General features: G+C 32.7%; 14 protein-coding genes. 8 read left to right on the forward strand and 6 right to left on the reverse strand.

What is annotated here, in order from left to right; translation table 11 throughout:
* Nucleotides 1-241 precede the first annotated feature (241 nt).
* From AAGV33_RS03375 to AAGV33_RS03390, 4 genes are all read left to right on the forward strand, one after another.
* A complete protein-coding gene (locus tag AAGV33_RS03375) occupies nt 242-3,184 on the forward strand; it encodes an FAD-binding and (Fe-S)-binding domain-containing protein (RefSeq protein ID WP_373390536.1) in 2,943 nt (980 codons plus the stop codon).
* Nucleotides 3,185-3,407: 223 nt separating this feature from the next.
* The gene (locus tag AAGV33_RS03380) at nt 3,408-4,139 is read left to right on the forward strand and encodes a hypothetical protein (RefSeq protein ID WP_373390537.1); all 732 of its coding nucleotides are present in this window, start codon (nt 3,408-3,410) and stop codon (nt 4,137-4,139) included.
* Between the two features lie 89 nt (nt 4,140-4,228).
* The gene (locus AAGV33_RS03385) at nt 4,229-5,245 is read left to right on the forward strand and encodes a reverse transcriptase family protein (protein ID WP_373390538.1); all 1,017 of its coding nucleotides are present in this window, start codon (nt 4,229-4,231) and stop codon (nt 5,243-5,245) included.
* Between the two features lie 632 nt (nt 5,246-5,877).
* The gene (locus tag AAGV33_RS03390) at nt 5,878-7,344 is read left to right on the forward strand and encodes a glycosyltransferase family 2 protein (protein ID WP_373390539.1); all 1,467 of its coding nucleotides are present in this window, start codon (nt 5,878-5,880) and stop codon (nt 7,342-7,344) included.
* 352 nt (nt 7,345-7,696) lie between these two features.
* Here the strand turns inward: AAGV33_RS03390 and AAGV33_RS03395 are convergent, their stop codons facing one another.
* Both AAGV33_RS03395 and AAGV33_RS03400 read right to left on the reverse strand, forming a co-directional pair.
* Nucleotides 7,697-8,509: an MORN repeat-containing protein gene (locus tag AAGV33_RS03395; protein ID WP_373390540.1), complete on the reverse strand. Its 813-nt coding sequence runs from the start codon at nt 8,507-8,509 to the stop codon at nt 7,697-7,699.
* A 93-nt stretch (nt 8,510-8,602) separates the two neighbouring features.
* Nucleotides 8,603-9,409, reverse strand: coding sequence for a DUF2490 domain-containing protein (locus AAGV33_RS03400; RefSeq protein ID WP_373390541.1), 807 nt, complete (start codon nt 9,407-9,409; stop codon nt 8,603-8,605).
* Between the two features lie 375 nt (nt 9,410-9,784).
* On the opposite strand from AAGV33_RS03400, the gene lpdA reads away from it, so the two are divergent.
* A complete protein-coding gene (gene lpdA / locus AAGV33_RS03405; protein ID WP_373390542.1) occupies nt 9,785-11,188 on the forward strand; it encodes a dihydrolipoyl dehydrogenase in 1,404 nt (467 codons plus the stop codon).
* Between the two features lie 73 nt (nt 11,189-11,261).
* Here the strand turns inward: lpdA and AAGV33_RS03410 are convergent, their stop codons facing one another.
* Complete coding sequence (locus tag AAGV33_RS03410) at nt 11,262-11,642, reverse strand: DoxX family membrane protein (protein ID WP_373390543.1); 381 nt, start codon at nt 11,640-11,642, stop codon at nt 11,262-11,264.
* A gap of 346 nt (nt 11,643-11,988) precedes the next feature.
* Here AAGV33_RS03410 and AAGV33_RS03415 point away from each other — a divergent pair, with 346 nt between their 5' ends.
* Genes AAGV33_RS03415 through AAGV33_RS03425 form a run of 3 tightly spaced genes read left to right on the forward strand, consistent with a single transcriptional unit; the run spans nt 11,989 to nt 16,644 of the window.
* A complete protein-coding gene (locus AAGV33_RS03415) occupies nt 11,989-13,275 on the forward strand; it encodes an anthranilate synthase component I family protein (RefSeq protein WP_373390544.1) in 1,287 nt (428 codons plus the stop codon).
* Nucleotides 13,276-13,291: 16 nt separating this feature from the next.
* Complete coding sequence (gene tilS, locus AAGV33_RS03420; protein ID WP_373390545.1) at nt 13,292-14,602, forward strand: tRNA lysidine(34) synthetase TilS; 1,311 nt, start codon at nt 13,292-13,294, stop codon at nt 14,600-14,602.
* Entirely contained in the window at nt 14,602-16,644 is a 2,043-nt protein-coding gene (locus tag AAGV33_RS03425) for a protein-disulfide reductase DsbD family protein (RefSeq protein ID WP_373390546.1), read from the forward strand. The genes tilS and AAGV33_RS03425 overlap by 1 nt, the downstream gene beginning before the upstream one ends.
* A 36-nt stretch (nt 16,645-16,680) precedes the next feature.
* Here the strand turns inward: AAGV33_RS03425 and AAGV33_RS03430 are convergent, their stop codons facing one another.
* The 3 genes from AAGV33_RS03430 to AAGV33_RS03440 are packed head-to-tail and all read right to left on the reverse strand — an operon-like array spanning nt 16,681 to nt 19,658.
* On the reverse strand, nt 16,681-17,046 hold the full coding sequence (locus tag AAGV33_RS03430; protein ID WP_373390547.1) for a hypothetical protein: 366 nt from the start codon (nt 17,044-17,046) through the stop codon (nt 16,681-16,683).
* Between the two features lie 44 nt (nt 17,047-17,090).
* The gene (locus tag AAGV33_RS03435) at nt 17,091-18,626 is read right to left on the reverse strand and encodes a YifB family Mg chelatase-like AAA ATPase (protein WP_373390548.1); all 1,536 of its coding nucleotides are present in this window, start codon (nt 18,624-18,626) and stop codon (nt 17,091-17,093) included.
* A 51-nt stretch (nt 18,627-18,677) separates the two neighbouring features.
* Nucleotides 18,678-19,658 carry a Gfo/Idh/MocA family protein gene (locus AAGV33_RS03440; RefSeq protein WP_373390549.1) on the reverse strand — a complete coding sequence of 327 codons (981 nt, stop codon included), beginning with the start codon at nt 19,656-19,658 and terminating at the stop codon, nt 18,678-18,680.
* Nucleotides 19,659-19,914 lie beyond the last annotated feature (256 nt).

Raw genomic sequence — 19,914 nt, forward strand, 5'->3', positions numbered from 1 at the left:
ACAATGGTTTTTATTAGAGTTTGTTTAAAATTCATCAAAATTAATTTCCCCAAACCCTAAAGGAGTAATTTTGATAAATTTCAAGAAAATTTCCACCTTTTAGGGACGGGATAAGAAAATTTCTTTTTTAAAATAAATTAAACAGGCTCTTTTGTTTTAAATAGTTTATTTATCATTTTTTAAAAATGGATATATTTATATTTGTCAAATAATTTTTCAAATACCCTAAGATAGCCCTAGTATGTCTCATTCCCATTCATTAAAGCAATTGTCTGATTTGTTAGAAGGAACACTTTTGTACGACAATCTTCATAAAACCTTATACGCTACGGATGCTTCGGCGTACCGAATTGTTCCTTTGGCGGTGGCATTGCCTAAAACAACTGAGGATATTGTAAAATTAGTGCGTTATGCTATTGAAAATAAGACAACTTTAATTCCCAGAACGGCTGGAACTTCCTTAGCAGGACAAACTATTGGCGACGGAATTGTGGTAGATGTTTCGAAATATTTTACAAAAATCATTTCGCTTAATGCCGAAAAAAAGACGGTTACGGTTCAGCCAGGTGTAATCAGGGACGAATTAAATTTGTATTTAAAACCACACGGATTGTTTTTTGGACCTAATACTTCTACTTCTAATCGTTGTATGATTGGTGGAATGGTGGGGAACAATTCTTCGGGAACAACATCTATTCGTTATGGAGTGACGCGTGATAAAATTATTGAAATCAAAACCGTTTTGGCTGATGGTTCTCAGGTGGTTTTTAATACTATTACTTCGGCTAATTTTTTAGAAAAAACCAAAGGCGATTCGCTCGAAAGTTCGATTTACAGGAATTTATATGAAGAATTATCGAATGAAGCCAACCAACAAGAGATAAAAAACGAATTTCCAAAACCAGAAATTCATAGAAGAAATACTGGTTACGCCGTTGATATTTTATTAAAATCAGATTTATTTGGTGGAACTGAACCAACCATAAATGTGGGGAAATTACTTTGTGGAAGCGAAGGAACGCTGGCTTTTACAACCGAAGTGACTTTACAATTAGACGATTTGCCTCCAACGAATAATATTATGGTGGTGACTCATTTTGAGAGTATTCAAGAGAGTTTAGAAGCGGTAATGATTGCGATGAAACATCATTTGTACACCTGCGAAATGATCGATGATACCATTTTAGATTGTACTAAAAACAATAAAGAACAAAGCAAAAACCGCTTTTTTATTCAGGGTGAACCCAAAGCGATTATGATGTTTGAAGTAGCTTCCTATATCAATATGGATGAGGCTGAAAAACAAGCCGATGCTTTGATTAAGGATTTAGAGGACAATAATTTTGGTTATGCCTCGGTAAAATTATACGGAGCAGATGTTGATAAAGTAAACGAACTTCGTAAAGCTGGTCTTGGACTTTTAGGAAGTATTGTGGGTGATGACAAAGCGGCCGATTCTATTGAAGATACAGCGGTAGAATTGAGCGATTTGCCTAATTATATTGCTGATTTTTCGGCTATGATGGAACGTCACGGACAAGAAGCCATTTATTATGCACATGCTGGAGCGGGAGAATTGCACCTGCGTCCCGTTTTGAATTTAAAGACGAAAGAAGGTGTTTACCAATTTAGAAATATCGCTACCGAAGTCGCTATTTTGGTCAAAAAATATAGAGGTTCATTGAGTGGAGAACACGGCGACGGAATTGTAAGAGGAGAATTTTTGCCTTTTATGATTGGCGAAAAGAATTACGAATTATTAAAGCGCATCAAATTAGCATTCGACCCGAATTCGGTTTTGAATATGGGGAAAATTGTCAATGCGTTAAAAATGGATGAAAATTTCCGTTTTGAAACCGGTAGAGTAGAACCTGATATTCAAACTATTCAGGATTTCTCTGATAGTATGGGAATTTTAAGAGCTGCCGAAAAATGCAATGGTTCCGGAGATTGTCGAAAATTGCCTTCGGCGGGCGGAACTTTATGTCCGAGTTATCGTGCTACCCGCAATGAAAAAGATACGACTCGTGCCCGTGCCAACGCTTTACGCGAATATTTAACGCATTCGGAAAAAGATAATAAATTCGACCACAAGGAATTGTACGAAGTTTTCGAATTGTGTGTAAGTTGTAAAGCCTGTGCCAGCGAATGCCCGTCAAATGTAGATGTGGCGACTTTAAAAGCCGAGTTTTTGTACCAATACCAAAAAGCAAATGGTTTTTCGTTCCGCAATAAAATCTTTGCTAATAATGCGAAAATGAATAAGATGGGAAGTCTTTTTCCGTCGTTGACTAATTTTATTTCTAATCTTTCTTTGGTGAAAAAAGGAATGGGAGTGGCGCAACAAAGAGAAGTTCCGTTGTTAGCCAAACAGACTTTTAGAAAATGGCTTGAGAAAAATGGCAATAACAATGTCAATAGCAATGACAATGACAATGGCAATAAGAAATATACAAATGGTAAAGTAGTTTTGTTTTGTGATGAGTTTACCAATTATTATGATGTAAATGTTGGGATTGATACTTTCGAATTGCTGACAAAATTAGGTTACGAAGTAATTGTTGTGGAGCATGAAGAAAGCGGAAGAGCTTATATCTCGAAAGGATTTCTGGAAGAAGCCAAAATGATTGCTATTCAAAACGTCGCTACTTTTGCACCTATTATTTCAGACGATTGCCAGTTAATAGGAATTGAACCTTCGGCAATATTGACTTTTAGAGACGAATATTTACGATTAGCAGAAGACAAAACCGCGGCTCAAACATTAGCTAAAAACGTTTTGACTATCGAAGAGTTTTTCAAGAAAGAAATTGGAGCAGGGAAAATTCATGCAGGACAATTTTCGACCAACGAAAAGCAAATTAAAATTCACGGCCATTGCCACCAGAAATCATTGAGCGCTGTAGAAGCTACTTTTACAATGTTGAATCTCCCTAAAAACAATTCGGTTACTATTTATAATTCGGGTTGTTGCGGAATGGCAGGTTCTTTTGGTTATGAAGAAGAGCATTACGAAATAAGTATGCAAATGGGCGAAGACACTTTGTTTCCAAAAATCAGATCCACCCATGAAAATGTTGCTATTGCCGCAGCAGGAACTTCTTGCCGTCATCAAATTTATGACGGAACGAGCAGAAAAGCTCAACATCCAGTTTCTATTTTAAAAGGTTGTTTGAGGAATTAAAATTCAATTGCAATAACAATAACAATTTCAAAAATCAATAGTAAAAGAGCTATTCTTCATTTAAGGAGTTTAGCTTTTTTTTGAGTTACATTTGTGTTTTTATAAATGAGAATAAACTTAAATTTTGTTTTGTATATTGAGAAAAGTTGTATAAACTTGTGTATGTTTTTGGTTGGTCAGAAATTTTATAAAAATCTGCAAAAGATAGAAGTCAAAAGAAGAAATGAAAAAAACTAATTATTTCTATATCGATGAAGCGGGTCACATAAATAACGACTCAAATATTTTTATACACGGATGTATAAAAACAGATTCACCAGAAACCTTATTAAAAACAATAAATGAAATAAAGGAAGAAATTCTAAATGACGACTATTTTATTGAAGATATTGAAGCTATTCAACTTCAAGGTTTTCATGCTGTAGAAAATCATCCTGATGTAAGGAAGCATTATTACAAGCGTTTACATTATTTTAATTTTAGAGCATATTTTGTTGTTGTAAATAAAAAAACGGATTATTTTAAAAATTTAAAAACAGACAAAGAAGATTTTGAAATATTTGAAATGTTTTTAAGGAAACTAATAAATGACAGAATAGAAAGTAATAAGAACGATAAAAATATTTTTTATTTTGAGAATATTGAGATTGCAAAGAAATCGTTAAGAAACATTGTGAAAGATGTTTTTGAATCTTTTGACGAGACATTTGACCTTGAATATCACATTGCAGGTAAAGAATTAATTAACCTTTCAATAATAGATTACCTAAATTACATTCTGTATAGCATTTTAAAAAGTGATAAAAAAGATGATCGAATGGAAAAAAACTTCAATTTGATCTCTCCAAAAATAGGAGTTATTAATATCTTGCATAAAAATGTTTTTTTAGGAAGAAAAAAAACTGATAATAAAAAAATCAACATAACCAATTTAAAAAGAGAATATAGTGGGTAGTTAGGGTAAAATTATGGATATGAGTTCGTATCCGATTATTAGAATAAATTACTATCTACCTTACCCTAACGCCCACTTATTTATTAGAAATGGATTTACTTCAAATAGAAACGAAAAAACAATTTTTATTCTTTTTAAGATGTCGGGAATCTTTTTTAGATTCTGTCAATTTAAGAGAATATGTGATAATTGACCATAAAAAGAATGAGAATGTTGATTTCGAAATACTTGAAAGTACAATAGTTATTGAGAAATTTTATATCGAGAAAAGAAATCCAACTTTAGGTTATCGAACGATACATAATTCTTTAAATCACGAATTAGAACATTGTCAAAAAATATTAAATACTGGACTATCGAATATTTATAAACCTTTAGATTGTGTCCAAGGTTTTGTATCTAAAAAAAACATTAAAACAAATGCTTTTGCACATTTAGCAAAAAAACAAATTCTTACTTTAGACATTAAGGACTTTTTTGAAACAATCACCCAAAATCAAATTATTGAATCACTTATTAAATTGGGTATAAATATTCAAGTTTCTGAATGGGTTTCTAATATTGCTTGCGTAAATGGATATTTAGTACAAGGTTTTAGTACAAGTCCAATTCTAGCGAATATTGTTGCTTTAGAAATGGATTTGGAAATTCTTGAAAATATTGATGAAACAATTAATTATACTCGTTATGCAGATGATTTATATTTTTCAAGTAATTCAACTCAATTCAACCTCGAATTAATCACAAAAATCATTACTAAATATGGTTTTGAAATAAACAATTCAAAAACCAAATTGATGAAAAGGGGACAAAAACAATATGTTACAGGACTTTCTGTATTTGATGATAATTACCCGAGAATTCCTAAAAAAATAAAAAGAGAATTAAGATTAGAAGCATATTATATTGGAAAATATGGATATGAAGAACATATTATGCGGAAATTGAAAATTAAAAAACATCAATTAAAACATCAAGAAATCAAAAGTTTAATAATTAATGAAATAGATATTACTCGTGATAGAATATATGGGTGGTTACATTTTATAAATTCCATTGAACCTGAATTCAGTATAAAGATCACAAAAAAATTAAAAAAAAATTAAAAAAGAATTCTGCAAGTAGTGGTGATTTTTGCACGAATTTTTTTAAAAAAATCCGACTGTCTTGTCCTAAAATAGGTTTACACTTTTGTGTAAACCTATTTTAGGACAAGACAAGGTTCTATATAGAAGTTTAAATAAAAACGCAAAGTTTACAAAGCTTTGTGAACTCTGCGTTTTATCAACATGATTATTATGAAAACCTTGCGAACTTTGCGGTAAAATTCTAATAAACAAGACCTCAAAAATTTACCACAATCATTAGTCTGGTTAATATTCTATTTGAAATTAATTGTATGTTTAAAAGGATTGTAATTACTGTAAATTGGTTTTTTTGCTGTTTAAAGTTTATATAAGCTACAGAAAAATAAAAAAGTTTTATTCTGGATAATTAAGACAACCAACTAAGTTAAAAGTGTGTAATTTTTACACAACTGTATAAAATAGTATACACTAAAAAAATATTGATTTTACGTAATTCGCTAGTTTTCAGATGTAAATTAAAACGGTACAACACTTGTTATTGAGTATGGGAATGATTTTCTCTTCATTCTGTTTTTCTAAAAGAAAAACAAATTAAAAGACGAAAATTTGACATATAAGCCATTTTAATAAAATCAATAATAAGACCAAAAATGAAAAGTGAAACAATTACTTCTAAACAATTTTTTTCATCCACTGAAAATATAACGGATACAACTGTAACTCGTGCTTCTATTTTCAATGTAAAAGAAAAAAAAGAAAAAGCAGTTAAAAAAAATGACACAAAAAAAGCAAGACCTTTAAACTTAGTAGTTCTTATAAGTACTTTTATAGTAATGATTGTGGGAGCTTATTCTGTTTACTTGTTACAACCCGATTTTGATCAGTTTCATACTAATAGAATCAATTCTAGTTTTGGATTTTATTTTCTTATAGTAACGCTTGCGTTGTTCTTTTTTCACGTGGGACTGTTTTTATACAATGTTTATCTTTATTTTCAATATAAGCCTATAGAATCGGTTACTGATGATTTGTTGCCAACAGTTACCGTAATTGTTCCAGCTTACAACGAAAGCAAACAGGTTTGGGATACTTTAATAAGTTTAGTAGCAAGTGATTTTCCAGCTGAAAAAATGCAGATATTAGCAGTTGATGATGGAAGTAAAGACGATACTTGGTACTGGATGCAACAAGCAAAAATTAAGTTAGGAGATCGTTTGACTATCTTTCAACAACCAGAAAACAAAGGAAAGCGTCACGCACTTTACCGTGGATTTCAATTAGGAACAGGAGATGTTTTTGTAACAGTAGATAGTGATTCGATTGTAGAAAAAGATACTTTGCGAAATTTAGTTAGCCCATTTGTAGTTGATAAAAACTGTGGTGCTGTGGCAGGAAATGTTCAAGTTTTAAACAATTCGCAAGCAATAATTCCTAAAATGCTGAATGTGAGTTTTGTAATGAGTTTTGAGTTCATGCGTTCTGTAGAAAGTAGTTTAGGATCAGTATTGTGTACGCCAGGAGCAGCAGCGGCTTACAGTAAAAAAGCAGTGTTTGGATGTCTTGAAGATTGGATTAATCAAACCTTTATGGGGCAACCTTCGGACATTGGCGAAGACCGAGCCATGACCAACATGATTTTAAAACAAGGACATCATGTTTTATTTCAAAGAAATGCAATTGTACTTACAAATGTTCCTGAAGAATACAAAGGTTTGTATAAAATGTTTATCAGATGGGGAAGAAGTAATGTACGTGAAAACATTATGATGGCAAAATACGTCTTCAAAAACTTTAGAGAAGGTTCAAAATTTGGCTCAAGATTGCTGTTTTTGAATCAGTCGTTTAGAATTATTATGACCTATCCGTTCTTGTTGTTTATGTTATTCCTTATAGTGAGCTATCCATTATTGTTTTTAAGCTCCACCTTATTGGGAATATTAATACTATCTAGTTTTCCAGTTTTATTTTATGGAAAAAGATACAATTGGTCAGAATCCTTTTGGGCATATTCGTATAGTATTTTTTATACTTTCGGTTTGTTTTGGATTGCTCCTTACGCCATTGCTACAGCAAACAAAAGAGGTTGGTTAACTCGTGGATTATCAGAAATAAAATAATATTTTCATAAATTGGTTTAGTGCTAAACTTAAGAGTCAAATCTTGAGTTTAGCATTTTTTTTTGGCTATAATAAATATCTCTTATTTGCCTGTTTTAATTCGAAAACTAATTTGACCGACGAGAAAGTGTAAAACTTGAAATCGAAGATTCATGAATACCAAAAAGTAATAGGAACACATGAATGTTTTTTTGTTTCTTTTTTGATCAGGCGACAATGTCCCAAAAAGTGTATAAGTTGAAAAGTCAGGGCTTCGATTTTATGATCGGAGCCTTTTTTCAAATATAAGGGTAAATTGATTTAAAACAATTTCAGCCAACGAGCTTCTAAATAGTATTACTAGTGTATGATTTTACGAAGATTTGAATTCATCATTAATCCAAATCCCTTCTTTTTTTAGTTTACCATTTTTTTTGAACAACTTACCGGGACCATTGCGTTTGTCATCTTGCCATTGACCTTTGAAAATCTCGCCGTTCTTCCAATAATAATTCCCTTCGCCATCTCTTTTATCTTCTACATAATTTCCTTCGTAGCGTTCACCATCCTTCCATGTAAAGACTCCTTTTCCTTGTCGTTTATTATCTTTCCAAAAGCCTTTGTAAACACTTCCGCTTTCAAATAGTCCGATACCATAACCGTTAGCGTTTCCTCTTTTAAATTGTCCGATGTATTGAAACTTTACTCCCTTGGAACTTACTAAATCTAGCATCGCTTTTGGGGTTTTCAATTCGTCTAATTCTTGTTTTACTAACGCTAATTCGCTTTTAACTATACTGTTTTCAGCTAAAACAACATCAACCCAATCATTCTTATCCTGGGATAGCTCGTGTATTGTGGGTTGGTAACTTTTTTCAACAACTGAATTTAATGTTTTGAATCTTCTAGTGTGTTGAATTAGATTTTGAATAGAATCTGGAAGTTTCCCATAAGGTTTAAGTATTTCTATAGCTAATGAATCTTCATTTTTTAAAAAGTAATATTGCGCTTTTTGCACCGTTTGGTAATAGTGACATAAAGAATCTGTTTTTTTATTTTCAAGAACAAGTTTTTGGTAAGCTTCCTTTTGAAGTTCATCTTTCTTATTGTATTGGTGATGTTGAAACCAAATTAATAATAGTAATGCCAAAATTACGCTTGATAGTATAATAATGTTTCTTTTCATGTATATGAAGTTTATTTTATAGAATATATCCGTTGTTGCTTTTTTTTTTAATTGTTTAGCAATAAACTGATTTAATGATACTGTAATATTTTATTAATCAGCATATCGAACGCCTTGTTCATGTGGTTTCCATAAACCGCTCAATTGGTCAATGTAAAAGCCAATCATTAATCCTTTTCCATGGTCGAATTCTATGCCTGTGGAACCTCTAGTCCTGAATCTGTCCACATAACGAACTTCTAAACGTGCTGCATTCAGGAAGCGATATCCTATACCAACATACAAACGATTTTGATTGAATGTGTTATAAGTTACATTTTTGCCAATATTTAATCCAATTTCGTTTGAAACTGCAGCGTATAAGGTGTTGTTTTCGTAAAAATCATTCGAATTAATCATGTAGCGCAAACGGTATCGAAGTCTAAAACGTGTTAGAAAACGATAATCATCACTATTGGCCTGTTCTTGCCATCTTAGTTCATATCGATAACGCCAAGTGTGCATCCATTTTCCGTTTTCGTGTTTATGATGATGAAAAAACTGGAAAGTGGTTCGTAATTCATGGTAAGGTTCTCTCGAATAATCTTCTTCTTTTCCTATATATTCATTGGTGTACATATATCCTAAAGGAGAAATAGACAATCTTGCATTTTTACTGAATTGATAGTTTATCCAAGGCCTAATGCTTGTTCGAAGGTGACTATCAAACATACTACCTGAATTTAATTCATTTTTACTGCGATAAACAAAATCAGCACCAACACCCCAATTTTCATTGAAAAATTCATTTATTTCTGTTTTGTGCCAGAAAACTTGGTGTGGATAAACTATTTTGGCGTCTTGTGCATAAATGCATTGGGTTAAAAATACAAATGATAAAGTTCTAAATAGTAATTTCAAAAGATATTTGATTTTGAAGTGATGGAAGCTTTTTTGATTGAAGCGAAAAAGTTTAAAATCACTTCTTTGTTAAAAACAACAAAAATACTGCTCCGTATTTAAAAATAAAAGTTAAGAGTGTTAATATAAATTAAAAAATCAAGATTTTATTACAAATGGTAGCGTATTTTTTAAATAGAGAAGCTAAGGATTGACAAAAAAAACGGTTATATGTTTTGATTTAAATGTTATCCAAAATTAGTTGTAATTTCTATGTTAAAAAGATAATTGAATACAAAAACCTAACAAAATATCTTATTTTTTAAACTTTAAACAAAACTTAATTCCTTATTTTTGCTCTTCGACATTTTAAAAAATAATAAAAAACAATATACTATGAATTCATTTGACGTAGTCGTTATAGGTTCTGGACCTGGAGGATATGTATCAGCGATTCGTTGTGCGCAACTGGGCTTTAAAACAGCCATTATCGAAAAATATTCCACACTTGGAGGAACTTGTCTTAATGTAGGATGTATTCCTTCAAAAGCTTTGTTGTCTTCTTCTCATCATTATGCCGAAATTGCTCATTTTGCCGATCACGGAATCGAAGTTTCTGGTGAAGTAAAAGTAAATTTAGAGAAAATGATTGCTCGTAAGCAAGCTGTTGTTGATCAAACTTCTGGTGGAGTAAAATATTTGATGGACAAAAATAACATTACAGTTCTGGAAGGATTAGGTTCTTTTGTTGATGCTACACACGTTGCAGTTGCAAAAGCAGATGGGACTTCAGAAACTATCGAAGCTAAAAATGTAATTATTGCTACAGGTTCTAAACCATCTTCTTTACCATTTATCTCAATTGATAAAGAAAGAATCATTACTTCTACTGAAGCTTTAAAATTAACTGAAGTACCAAAACACCTTGTAATTATTGGAGGTGGAGTTATTGGAATCGAATTAGGACAAGTATATTTACGTTTAGGTGCTCAGGTTTCGGTTGTGGAATTCATGGACAGAATTATTCCGGGAATGGATGGCGCTTTGTCTAAAGAATTGACAAAAGTCTTGAAAAAACAAGGAATGAAATTCTATACTTCTCACAAAGTTCAGTCTGTTGAAAGAGCTGGTGATGTAGTTACTGTGAAAGCAGAAAATGCAAAAGGAGAAATAATTACTCTTGAAGGAGATTATTCATTAGTTTCTGTTGGTCGTCGTCCTTATACAGATGGATTGAACGCTGAAAATGCAGGAGTTAAAATTTCGGAAAGAGGTCAAATTGAAGTGAACGATCATTTACAAACTTCAGCTTCTAATATTTACGCAATTGGTGACGTTGTACGTGGTGCAATGTTAGCTCATAAAGCGGAAGAAGAAGGAACTATGGTTGCTGAAATATTAGCAGGTCAAAAACCACATATTGATTATAACTTAATTCCTGGAGTGGTTTATACCTGGCCAGAAGTTGCAGCTGTTGGACAAACAGAAGAGCAATTGAAAGCGGCTGGAGTAGCTTACAAATCAGGAAGTTTCCCATTTAAAGCTTTAGGACGTGCAAGAGCAAGTGCTGATTTAGATGGTTTTGTGAAAATCTTAGCTGATGCTAAAACGGATGAAGTTTTGGGTGTTCACATGATTGGAGCTAGAACAGCAGATTTAATCGCTGAAGCAGTAGTAGCAATGGAATACAAAGCTTCTGCTGAAGATATTTCGAGAATGTCTCATGCGCATCCTACATTTGCGGAAGCAATAAAAGAAGCAGCATTAGCAGCAACTGATAACAGAGCGTTACACGTTTAATAGCTAGTTTATAAAACAGAGAAACCCGCCTCGTTCTAGTGAATGAGACGGGTTTCTTGTTTTTTTATTCTTTTTAGCCATTCATTTTAAACAATCCTTTATAGTTTTCCCAATGGCTGTAAATCAAGAAAATATTGGCTAGAAAAACTCCAATAGCAAGTGGTAAATTTTCGGGTGTTAAAAAGTAATTAATTAATAAAATATTGATGATTACCGGAAAAATGATAATATTGGCTAAGGTGGTAAATTTTCCTGTTACAAAGGATAAACCACAAAGCAATTCTATTGATTTGGCTAAAGGTATCAAATAGGTTGAAGCAACCAGACCCACTTGGAATGCTTTAAAATCTCCTGTGGAAGCGGGCTCAGGGTTCAGGTGTAAAAAATAACTAACCGAAGTAAAGAGAAATAATATCCCTAGTAAAGAACGAACAATAAGGGTTGCAATTTTCATGATATATAGGTTTTATTGGTTAACAAATCAAAAAAATTATATTGCGGTCCCACTTTCATCATTAGTAAAAACTCTCCCTAGATAACCGTTTTAAGTAGAAAAGATAGTTTGTCGTTTTCTAACTCCTAGTAAATTTACAAAAAAGCGAACTGATTTTTCTTATATAAGAGAATTATTATTCATTAAATTGTTAATTTAATAATCAATTTATCATCCAAATAAGGATTTGAATGTGAAATTATGATTTTTTAATTCGGTTTTGTTTTTAAAAGGAATCGGCTAAATCATGAACACCAATAAAAATAAGTCCTATTTTTATTGTAATTTTACTTTTTAAAATTTTACTTTGAGAACATCCTTTTTACAAGACATAACACATCTCGTCGATTTCAAAAAACAGCTTTTATTGTGGTCACAACAATTTAGAGAAGTGACTTTTATGGATAGCAATCAGTACCAACAAGAGTATTCAAATTACGATTGGATTCTGGCTGTTGATGCTTTCACGTCTATAAAAACAGACTATTTTAATGCGTTTGAAGATTTAAAACAATACCAGCAAACCAGCAGAGACTGGATTTTTGGTTATTTGTCTTATGATTTAAAGAATGATACAGAAGTATTAACATCGAAAAACTTTGATGGTTTAGAATTTCCTGATTTGTTTTTCTACCAACCTAAAAAGCTTTTTTTAGCCAAAGGAAATCAACTCGAAATTCGGTATTTGTATTGTTGTGATGATGAATTTGAAACCGATTGGGAAGAAATTAAATCCGTTGCGACTGATTATGAAACATTAGATATTAAGGTCAATATCCAACAACGAATTTCGGCTGAATCCTATCAGGAAAAAGTGTCTAAAATGCTAGAACACATTCATCATGGCGATTTGTATGAGGCTAATTTTTGTATGGAATTCTATGCCGAAAATGCGCAAATTGAACCCGTGGAGACTTTTTTGAAGCTGAATGAAATTTCGAAACCACCCTTTGCTGTATTTTTTAAAAATCACAGGCAATTTTTATTGTCAGCATCGCCAGAACGTTATTTGAAAAAAGAAGGCGATTTATTGATTTCTCAACCAATAAAAGGAACAGCCAAACGATTTTTAGATCCCATTGAAGACGAAGAATCAAAAAATAAATTAGCCACCGATGCTAAAGAACGTGCCGAAAACATTATGATAACCGATTTGGTTCGCAATGATTTATCGCACACGGCACAAAAAGGTTCGGTGCAGGTAACAGAATTGTGTGGCATTTATTCTTTCTTGCAAGTCCACCAAATGATTTCTACTATTACTTCAAATTTAGATCCACAATATGCTGCTGTTGATGCTTTAAAACATACTTTTCCAATGGGAAGTATGACTGGAGCACCCAAGATTTCGGTGATGAAAATTATCGAAGAACTGGAAGAAACTAAAAGAGGTTTGTACAGCGGTGCCGTAGGTTATTTTACACCCGAAGGCGATTTTGATTTTAATGTGGTGATTCGAAGCATATTGTACAATCAGCAAAATCAGTATTTGTCTTTTTCGGTAGGAAGTGCCATCACTTCACTTTCAATTCCTGAAAATGAATATCAGGAATGTTTTCTGAAAGCCAAAGCGATGTTTGAAGTTTTAAAATAATTTCTAAATTTTAGTCATGCTCAACAAGTTCAAAAAACATATCGATCAAAACTTTCCTTTTTTAGAAAAAAGCAAATTGCTTTTGGCTACAAGCGGAGGAATTGATAGTATGGTAATGGTTGATTTGTTACATCAATTAAACTATTCTATTGCATTGTCTCACTGCAATTTTCAATTGCGTGGTGTGGAAAGTTTTGGCGACCAAAATTTTGTTCAGGAATATGCTAATGCAAATGAAATTTCGCTTTTTTTAACTCAGTTTGATACAGAAGCTTTTGCGAATGATTACAAACTTTCGACTCAAATTGCAGCCCGGGAATTGCGTTACAACTGGTTTTATGAATTGTTAGAAACCGAAAATTACGATTACATTTTAACAGCACATCATGCCGATGATAATATTGAAACCTTTTTAATTAATCTGAGTCGTGGAACTGGATTAGAAGGTTTGGTTGGAATTCCAGCTCAAAACGATAAAATTGTACGACCACTTTTGCCTTTTTCGAGAGAAGAAATTTTGGCTTATGCCGAAGAGAATAATATAGAGTGGCGAGAAGATAGCAGCAATGCTTCGGATAAATATTTGCGAAATAAAATCAGGCATCATTTGGTTCCATTGTTGAAAGAATTGAATCCGCAGTTTATGGAATCGTTTCAAAAAACACAATCGTACCTGAATGAATCTCAGGAATTAGTTGAAGATGCAGCTATTATGGTCTATCAACAAGTAGCCAAAGAAGCAGGAGAAACCATAGTTTTTGATTTGAATCAATTGCTACGATTACCCAATTATAAATCCTATTTGTACCAATGGCTACATGAATTTGGCTTTACTGCCTGGGAAGATGTTTATGCTTTGGTAGAAAGTCAATCAGGGAAACAGGTTTTTGCTCCAAATTATCGTTTATTAAAAGACAGAGAGCAGTTAATTTTAAGTCCGATACTGCATCAGGAGGATAATGAGCTCTATTTTATAGAAAAGGATGTTAGAGAAGTTAATATTCCCTTAAATCTTACTTTTTCTACAGCAGACAACATTTCAGGAGCTTCAAATTCAATTATATTTGTTGACCAAGATAAATTAGTCTATCCATTGGTTTTAAAAAAATGGAATGAGGGCGATTCTTTTCAGCCTTTTGGAATGAATGGAAAGTCTAAAAAGTTAAGTAAGCTTTTTAAAGACGAAAAATTATCTTTATTAGAAAAAGAGAATTGTTGGGTTTTATGGTCTGAAAATCAAATTGTTTGGGTAATTGGTATTCGGCAAGACGAACGATTTAGAATCGACAGTTCTACAAAAAATATATTAAAAATAGCATTGCAATAATGAAAAAACTATTCTTTCTACTTACCGCTTTTTTGGTTTTCACCAATGTAAATTCTCAAATTCTGGATCCAGTAAAATGGACGACTAAAATCGAACAAAAATCAGAAGGCGTTTTTGTATTGACTTTTAATGCCGTGATTGAAAAAGACTGGCACATGTATTCGCAGTTTACTCCCGATGGAGGACCGCTAGCTATGGAAGTTATTTTTAAAAATCAGGCGGGGAATTTTAGTTTAACAGGCAAAGCCAAAGAAAGTAAAACCAGAACGGCTTATAACGATATTTTTGAGGTAAATGAAACTTTTTTTGAAGGAAAAGCGCAAATCCAACAAGAAATTAAGTTAACGAATTCAAAGCTAAATAAGGTTGAAGTAGAACTTAATTATCAGGTTTGTAAAGAAGTGTGTATTAATCAATCTAAGAAATTTACTTTCCAAATTCCTGCTACTAAAATGGCAGCTGTTCCAGCAATAAAAAAAGATAGTATTCAAGGAGCAGCTCAGAATGCAAAAATTGCTGATGGTACAAAAATAGATTCCATTCCAACACCAAGTCTTGGTGCAAGTAATGTGGTGGAAGCTGTTGAAAAAAACGCTTTGCCTGAAACTGCCGAAACCGCTCCAAGAAGCGTTTGGTCGATTTTTTTTATTGCTTTTTTATCTGGGTTTGCAGCTTTATTGACTCCTTGTGTTTTTCCAATGATTCCTATGACGGTGAGTTTTTTTACCAAACAAAGTAAAACCCGTGCTAAAGGAATTAGAAATGCAATTATTTATGGTGTTTCAATCATCGTAATTTATGTTTTGTTAGGGGGTCTGGTTACTTGGATTTTTGGTGCCGATGCTTTAAATGCTTTGTCAACTAATGTTTGGTTTAACCTGTTGTTTTTTGTGTTATTGATTGTTTTTGCAGCTTCTTTTTTAGGAGCTTTCGAAATTATGTTGCCTAATTCCTGGGCGAATAAAGTAGATAGTCAAGCCGATAAAGGTGGAATAGTTGGGATTTTATTTATGGCTCTAGCCTTAGCAATTGTTTCATTTTCTTGTACTGGACCTATCGTGGGAACTTTGTTGGTAGAAGCAGCATCTAATGGCGGAATCGCTCCAATTGTTGGTATGTTTGGGTTTTCATTGGCTTTAGCCTTACCATTTATGTTGTTTGCGTTATTTCCAAGTTGGTTGAATTCATTACCAAAATCAGGTGGCTGGTTGAATACCGTAAAAGTATTTTTAGGATTCTTAGAATTGGCTTTGGCCTTTAAGTTTTTATCGAATGCGGATATGGTGTTGCAATTGCATTTATTAGAAAGAGAAGTCTTTTTAGCGATTTGGATTGCAATTTTTGGAACTTTAGCCTTGTATTTATTTGGAAAAATCACGTTGCCACATGACAGTCCGTTGTCTCATATTTCAGTGGGACGATTAGGAATGGGATTATTGGTGCTGACTTTTACCATTTATTTAATTCCGGGACTTTGGGGAGCTCCTTTAAAGATAATTAGTGCTTTCCCACCACCAATGCAATATAGCGAAAGTCCAATGGGGTTAGGTGGTTCAAGTAGAAGGGATGCCAAAACTGATTTGCCTGAAGGGGCAAAATTAGGGCCACATGGATTAGTTGTTTTTGAAGATTATCAATCGGGTTTGGCTTACGCCAAAAAAGTAAATAAACCCATTATGCTTGATTTTACAGGCTATGCTTGTGTAAATTGTCGAAAAATGGAAAATAACGTTTGGTCGGACGCAACCGTTTTACCTATTTTGAATGACCAAATTGTCTTGATTTCACTTTATGTGGACGACAAAAGAAAATTACCAAAAGAACAACAATTTATTTCTCCAACAACAGGTTCTGAAATTGAAACCATAGGGGATAAGTGGACTGACTTTATGATTTCTAAATATAAAACCAATACGCAACCGTTGTATGTACTAACCGATTTAGAAGGAAATAGTTTAAACACCGAAAAACCAACAATTAGTTATGTGGGTGTTGAAGAATATTATAATTGGTTGAAAGCGGGAATTGCAAAATTTAAATAAAAAGAGGCCACAGATTGCACAGATAAAAAAACGGATTTATTTTTTCCAATGTTGAATTTCATAATTTTCAACCAAAGAATCTTTTGATAGTGTAATAATTAGAATTTTTGTTTCGACTGGATCAATATTCCAGCCATAATCTTCCATTATTAAATAAACTACTGTGTTACTTTTCTGTGTTCCGTAATTTTGAGGTTCTCCAATTAAATCAGTTAGTTTTTTATATTTCATTCCTTTTTTTAAATGATTTTTAAAAAGATCATTTACCATATTTTCACGGTTTTCATAAAATCCATCAAATTTTTCATTCCATTGTTGTTTGTTAAATTCAACATCTGTTTTTCCGCAATTTGATAAGACAAACAATATTATTAAATATGATATTTTACTTATTTTTTTCAATTGTTAAGTGTTTTTTCTATTTGTAAATTATTGTAATGTCTAAATTATCCCAACCAACCATCTCGATCCAAACTTCTGTATTGAATGGCTTCGGCAATGTGAGATGCATTTACTTCTTCGGAAGCTTCTAAATCAGCGATAGTTCTGGCTACTTTCAAAATTCTATCGTAGGCTCGAGCTGAAAGATTCAATCGTTCCATGGCATTTTTTAATAAGGTTTTGGATTCTTCCTTTAAGACGCAATATTCCCTAATGTGTTTGGTATTCATTTGGGCATTGTAATGAATATTATCCATTTTTTCAAATCGTATGGATTGAATTTCTCTGGCTGCAGTTACCCTTTTTCGAATGGTCATGCTGTTTTCAGCCTTTTGATTATCAGATAATTTTTCGAAAGGAACAGGAGTTACTTCAATATGAATATCAATTCGATCCAATAATGGACCTGAAATTTTACTTAAATAACGTTGCATTTCATAAGGAGAAGCAGTTTGTGCGGCACTTGGATCGTTGAAAAATCCGCTAGGACTTGGATTCATACTGGCAACCAACATAAAAGAAGAAGGATAAGTTACCGTAAATTTAGCTCTGGAAATAGTTACTTCTCGGTCTTCCAGCGGTTGACGCATTACTTCGAGTACATCGCGTTTGAATTCGGGTAATTCGTCTAAAAATAAAACACCATTGTGAGCCATCGAAATTTCGCCAGGCTGAGGGTAGCTCCCCCCACCGACAAGTGCTACGTTCGAAATTGTGTGATGTGGACTGCGAAAAGGCCTTTGATTCATTAACCCGACTTCTTTTAATTTTCCAGCGACACTATGAATTTTAGTAGTTTCTAAGGCTTCGTGTAAGGTCATTGGCGGAAGAATACTGGGTAAACGTTTGGCAAGCATGGTTTTTCCTGCTCCTGGAGGACCAATTAAAATAATATTATGTCCGCCAGCAGCGGCAATTTCCATACATCTTTTGATACTTTCTTGTCCTTTAACATCTGAAAAATCAAATTCTGGAAAATCTAAATCTTTATAGAATTCGGCACGAGTATCAATTTTTGTGGGTTCCAAATCGCCTTTTCCTTCGAAAAAATCAATTACTTCTTGTACGTTTTCAATTCCGTAAACATCCAGTCCTTTTACAATGGCAGCTTCTTTTACATTGTGTTTTGGAAGAAAAAAACCTTTAAAACCCTCTTCTTTTGCTTTGATAGCAATGGGTAAAGCACCACGAATAGGTTGTAAACTACCATCAAGTGATAATTCGCCCATGATGATGTATTTGTCAATTTCGTCTCCTTTAATTTGTCCTGAAGCTACAAGAATGCCTAAGGCAAGTGTCAAATCGTAAGCTGAGCCTTCTTTGCGTAAATCAGCGGGAGCCATATTGATGGTTATTTTTTTGCCTGGCAACATATAACCATTGTTTTTTAAGGCAGCGGCAATCCTGTAACTGCTTTCTTTTATGGCGTTGTCAGGCAAGCCAACTAAATGATAACCTACACCTTTATCAATATTTACTTCAACAGTAATTGTTGTGGCTTCTACACCAAAAACGGCACTTCCAAATACTTTTACTAACATAAAAAATAGAATTACAATATTACACTAAGCTTATATACTCTCAATTTGGTTTTAAATAGAAAAATCCAATCCTACTTGGTTTTTAACTTCATCAATTATCTTAATTAGTTCTAGGCTATTTTTATGAGACCATAAGTTGCTTTCGATAACATTATTTCGAATGCATTGATGACATTCTTCAATTTCATACGTATAGCCCATGCCTTTTGTGGGCAAAGAATAATTAGTTTCATTGTTGTCTTTTATCAAAGTATAGGATTCAGTCATGTGCCAATTAGAACTCAAATTGATTCTGCCTTCAGTCCCGCTTATGGTGGCTTCCATGTTAGATGTATGGGAAATTCCAGAGTATAATACCGCTTGAGCTTCCTTATAATGTAATATCATAGAGGTTTGGGTGTCAACACCAGAGGAATGAAAATTTGATTTTGCATAGATGCTGTCTGGAATTCCTAGAATAACATAAGATAAAAATAATGGGTAAACACCAATATCCATTAAAGAACCACCTCCTTGTTTTAAATCAAACATCCGATTTCCTTTTTTTTCTTCAGCAGGAAAGGCAAAATCAGCATTGATGTAACGTATTTTTCCAATTTCTCCTTGTTGAATTTTTATAAAAGCTTCTCTAAAAGAAGGATTAAATCTTGTCCAGAAAGCTTCCATGAAAAATTTATTATACTTCTTTGAAGCAGCAATCATTTTTTCGGCATCTTGATACCGCAACGCAATTGGTTTTTCACATAAAACATGTTTGTTGTTTTCTAATGCTTTTAAGGATAATTCAGCATGAGAATCATGTGGTGTGGCGATATATAGAATGTCAATAGTATCGTCATTCATAATGTCTTCATAAGTATCATAAGCCTTTGGACATTGATAAATATCAGCAAATGCAATCGCATTATCTTTACTTCTTGAAGCGACTGCTACTAATTTTGCACCATCAACCATTTGTAATTCTTTTGCAAACAGATGTGCAATATTGCCTAGTCCTATAATTCCCCAGTTAACCGTGTTTTTATCTTTCATATTTTATATAAAAATTAGAATGTATTCTTGCTTTCATAATTAATTTTAATGATGCAGGAATATTTTTTTTGTAGTCTAATTTTTAAAAATAATTATTTTTTTCTTACAAAACTATTTTTGTTAAATAATCTCTATCAATTATTTGATATTGAGGATTGATTTAAAATGAAACAACAGTTTTTTAATAAATTTTGAAGTGTAATAATTTTTGAGTTTGGTTTTGTATCAAGCCTAAAATGGTTTAAATATTAAGTTT

This window comes from Flavobacterium magnesitis (assembly GCF_041729735.1).
GTDB classification, from domain to species: domain Bacteria; phylum Bacteroidota; class Bacteroidia; order Flavobacteriales; family Flavobacteriaceae; genus Flavobacterium; species Flavobacterium magnesitis.

Bases quoted from the DNA above. Each gene is read 5' to 3' on its own strand.
- AAGV33_RS03375 (WP_373390536.1), top strand. From the start codon at position 242: ATGTCTCATTCCCATTCATTAAAGCAATTGTCTGATTTGTTAGAAGGA.
- AAGV33_RS03380 (WP_373390537.1), top strand. From the start codon at position 3,408: ATGAAAAAAACTAATTATTTCTATATCGATGAAGCGGGTCACATAAAT.
- AAGV33_RS03385 (WP_373390538.1), top strand. From the start codon at position 4,229: ATGGATTTACTTCAAATAGAAACGAAAAAACAATTTTTATTCTTTTTA.
- AAGV33_RS03390 (WP_373390539.1), top strand. From the start codon at position 5,878: ATGAAAAGTGAAACAATTACTTCTAAACAATTTTTTTCATCCACTGAA.
- AAGV33_RS03395 (WP_373390540.1), bottom strand. From the start codon at position 8,509: ATGAAAAGAAACATTATTATACTATCAAGCGTAATTTTGGCATTACTA.
- lpdA (WP_373390542.1), top strand. From the start codon at position 9,785: ATGAATTCATTTGACGTAGTCGTTATAGGTTCTGGACCTGGAGGATAT.
- AAGV33_RS03410 (WP_373390543.1), bottom strand. From the start codon at position 11,642: ATGAAAATTGCAACCCTTATTGTTCGTTCTTTACTAGGGATATTATTT.
- tilS (WP_373390545.1), top strand. From the start codon at position 13,292: ATGCTCAACAAGTTCAAAAAACATATCGATCAAAACTTTCCTTTTTTA.
- AAGV33_RS03425 (WP_373390546.1), top strand. From the start codon at position 14,602: ATGAAAAAACTATTCTTTCTACTTACCGCTTTTTTGGTTTTCACCAAT.
- AAGV33_RS03435 (WP_373390548.1), bottom strand. From the start codon at position 18,626: ATGTTAGTAAAAGTATTTGGAAGTGCCGTTTTTGGTGTAGAAGCCACA.
- AAGV33_RS03440 (WP_373390549.1), bottom strand. From the start codon at position 19,658: ATGAAAGATAAAAACACGGTTAACTGGGGAATTATAGGACTAGGCAAT.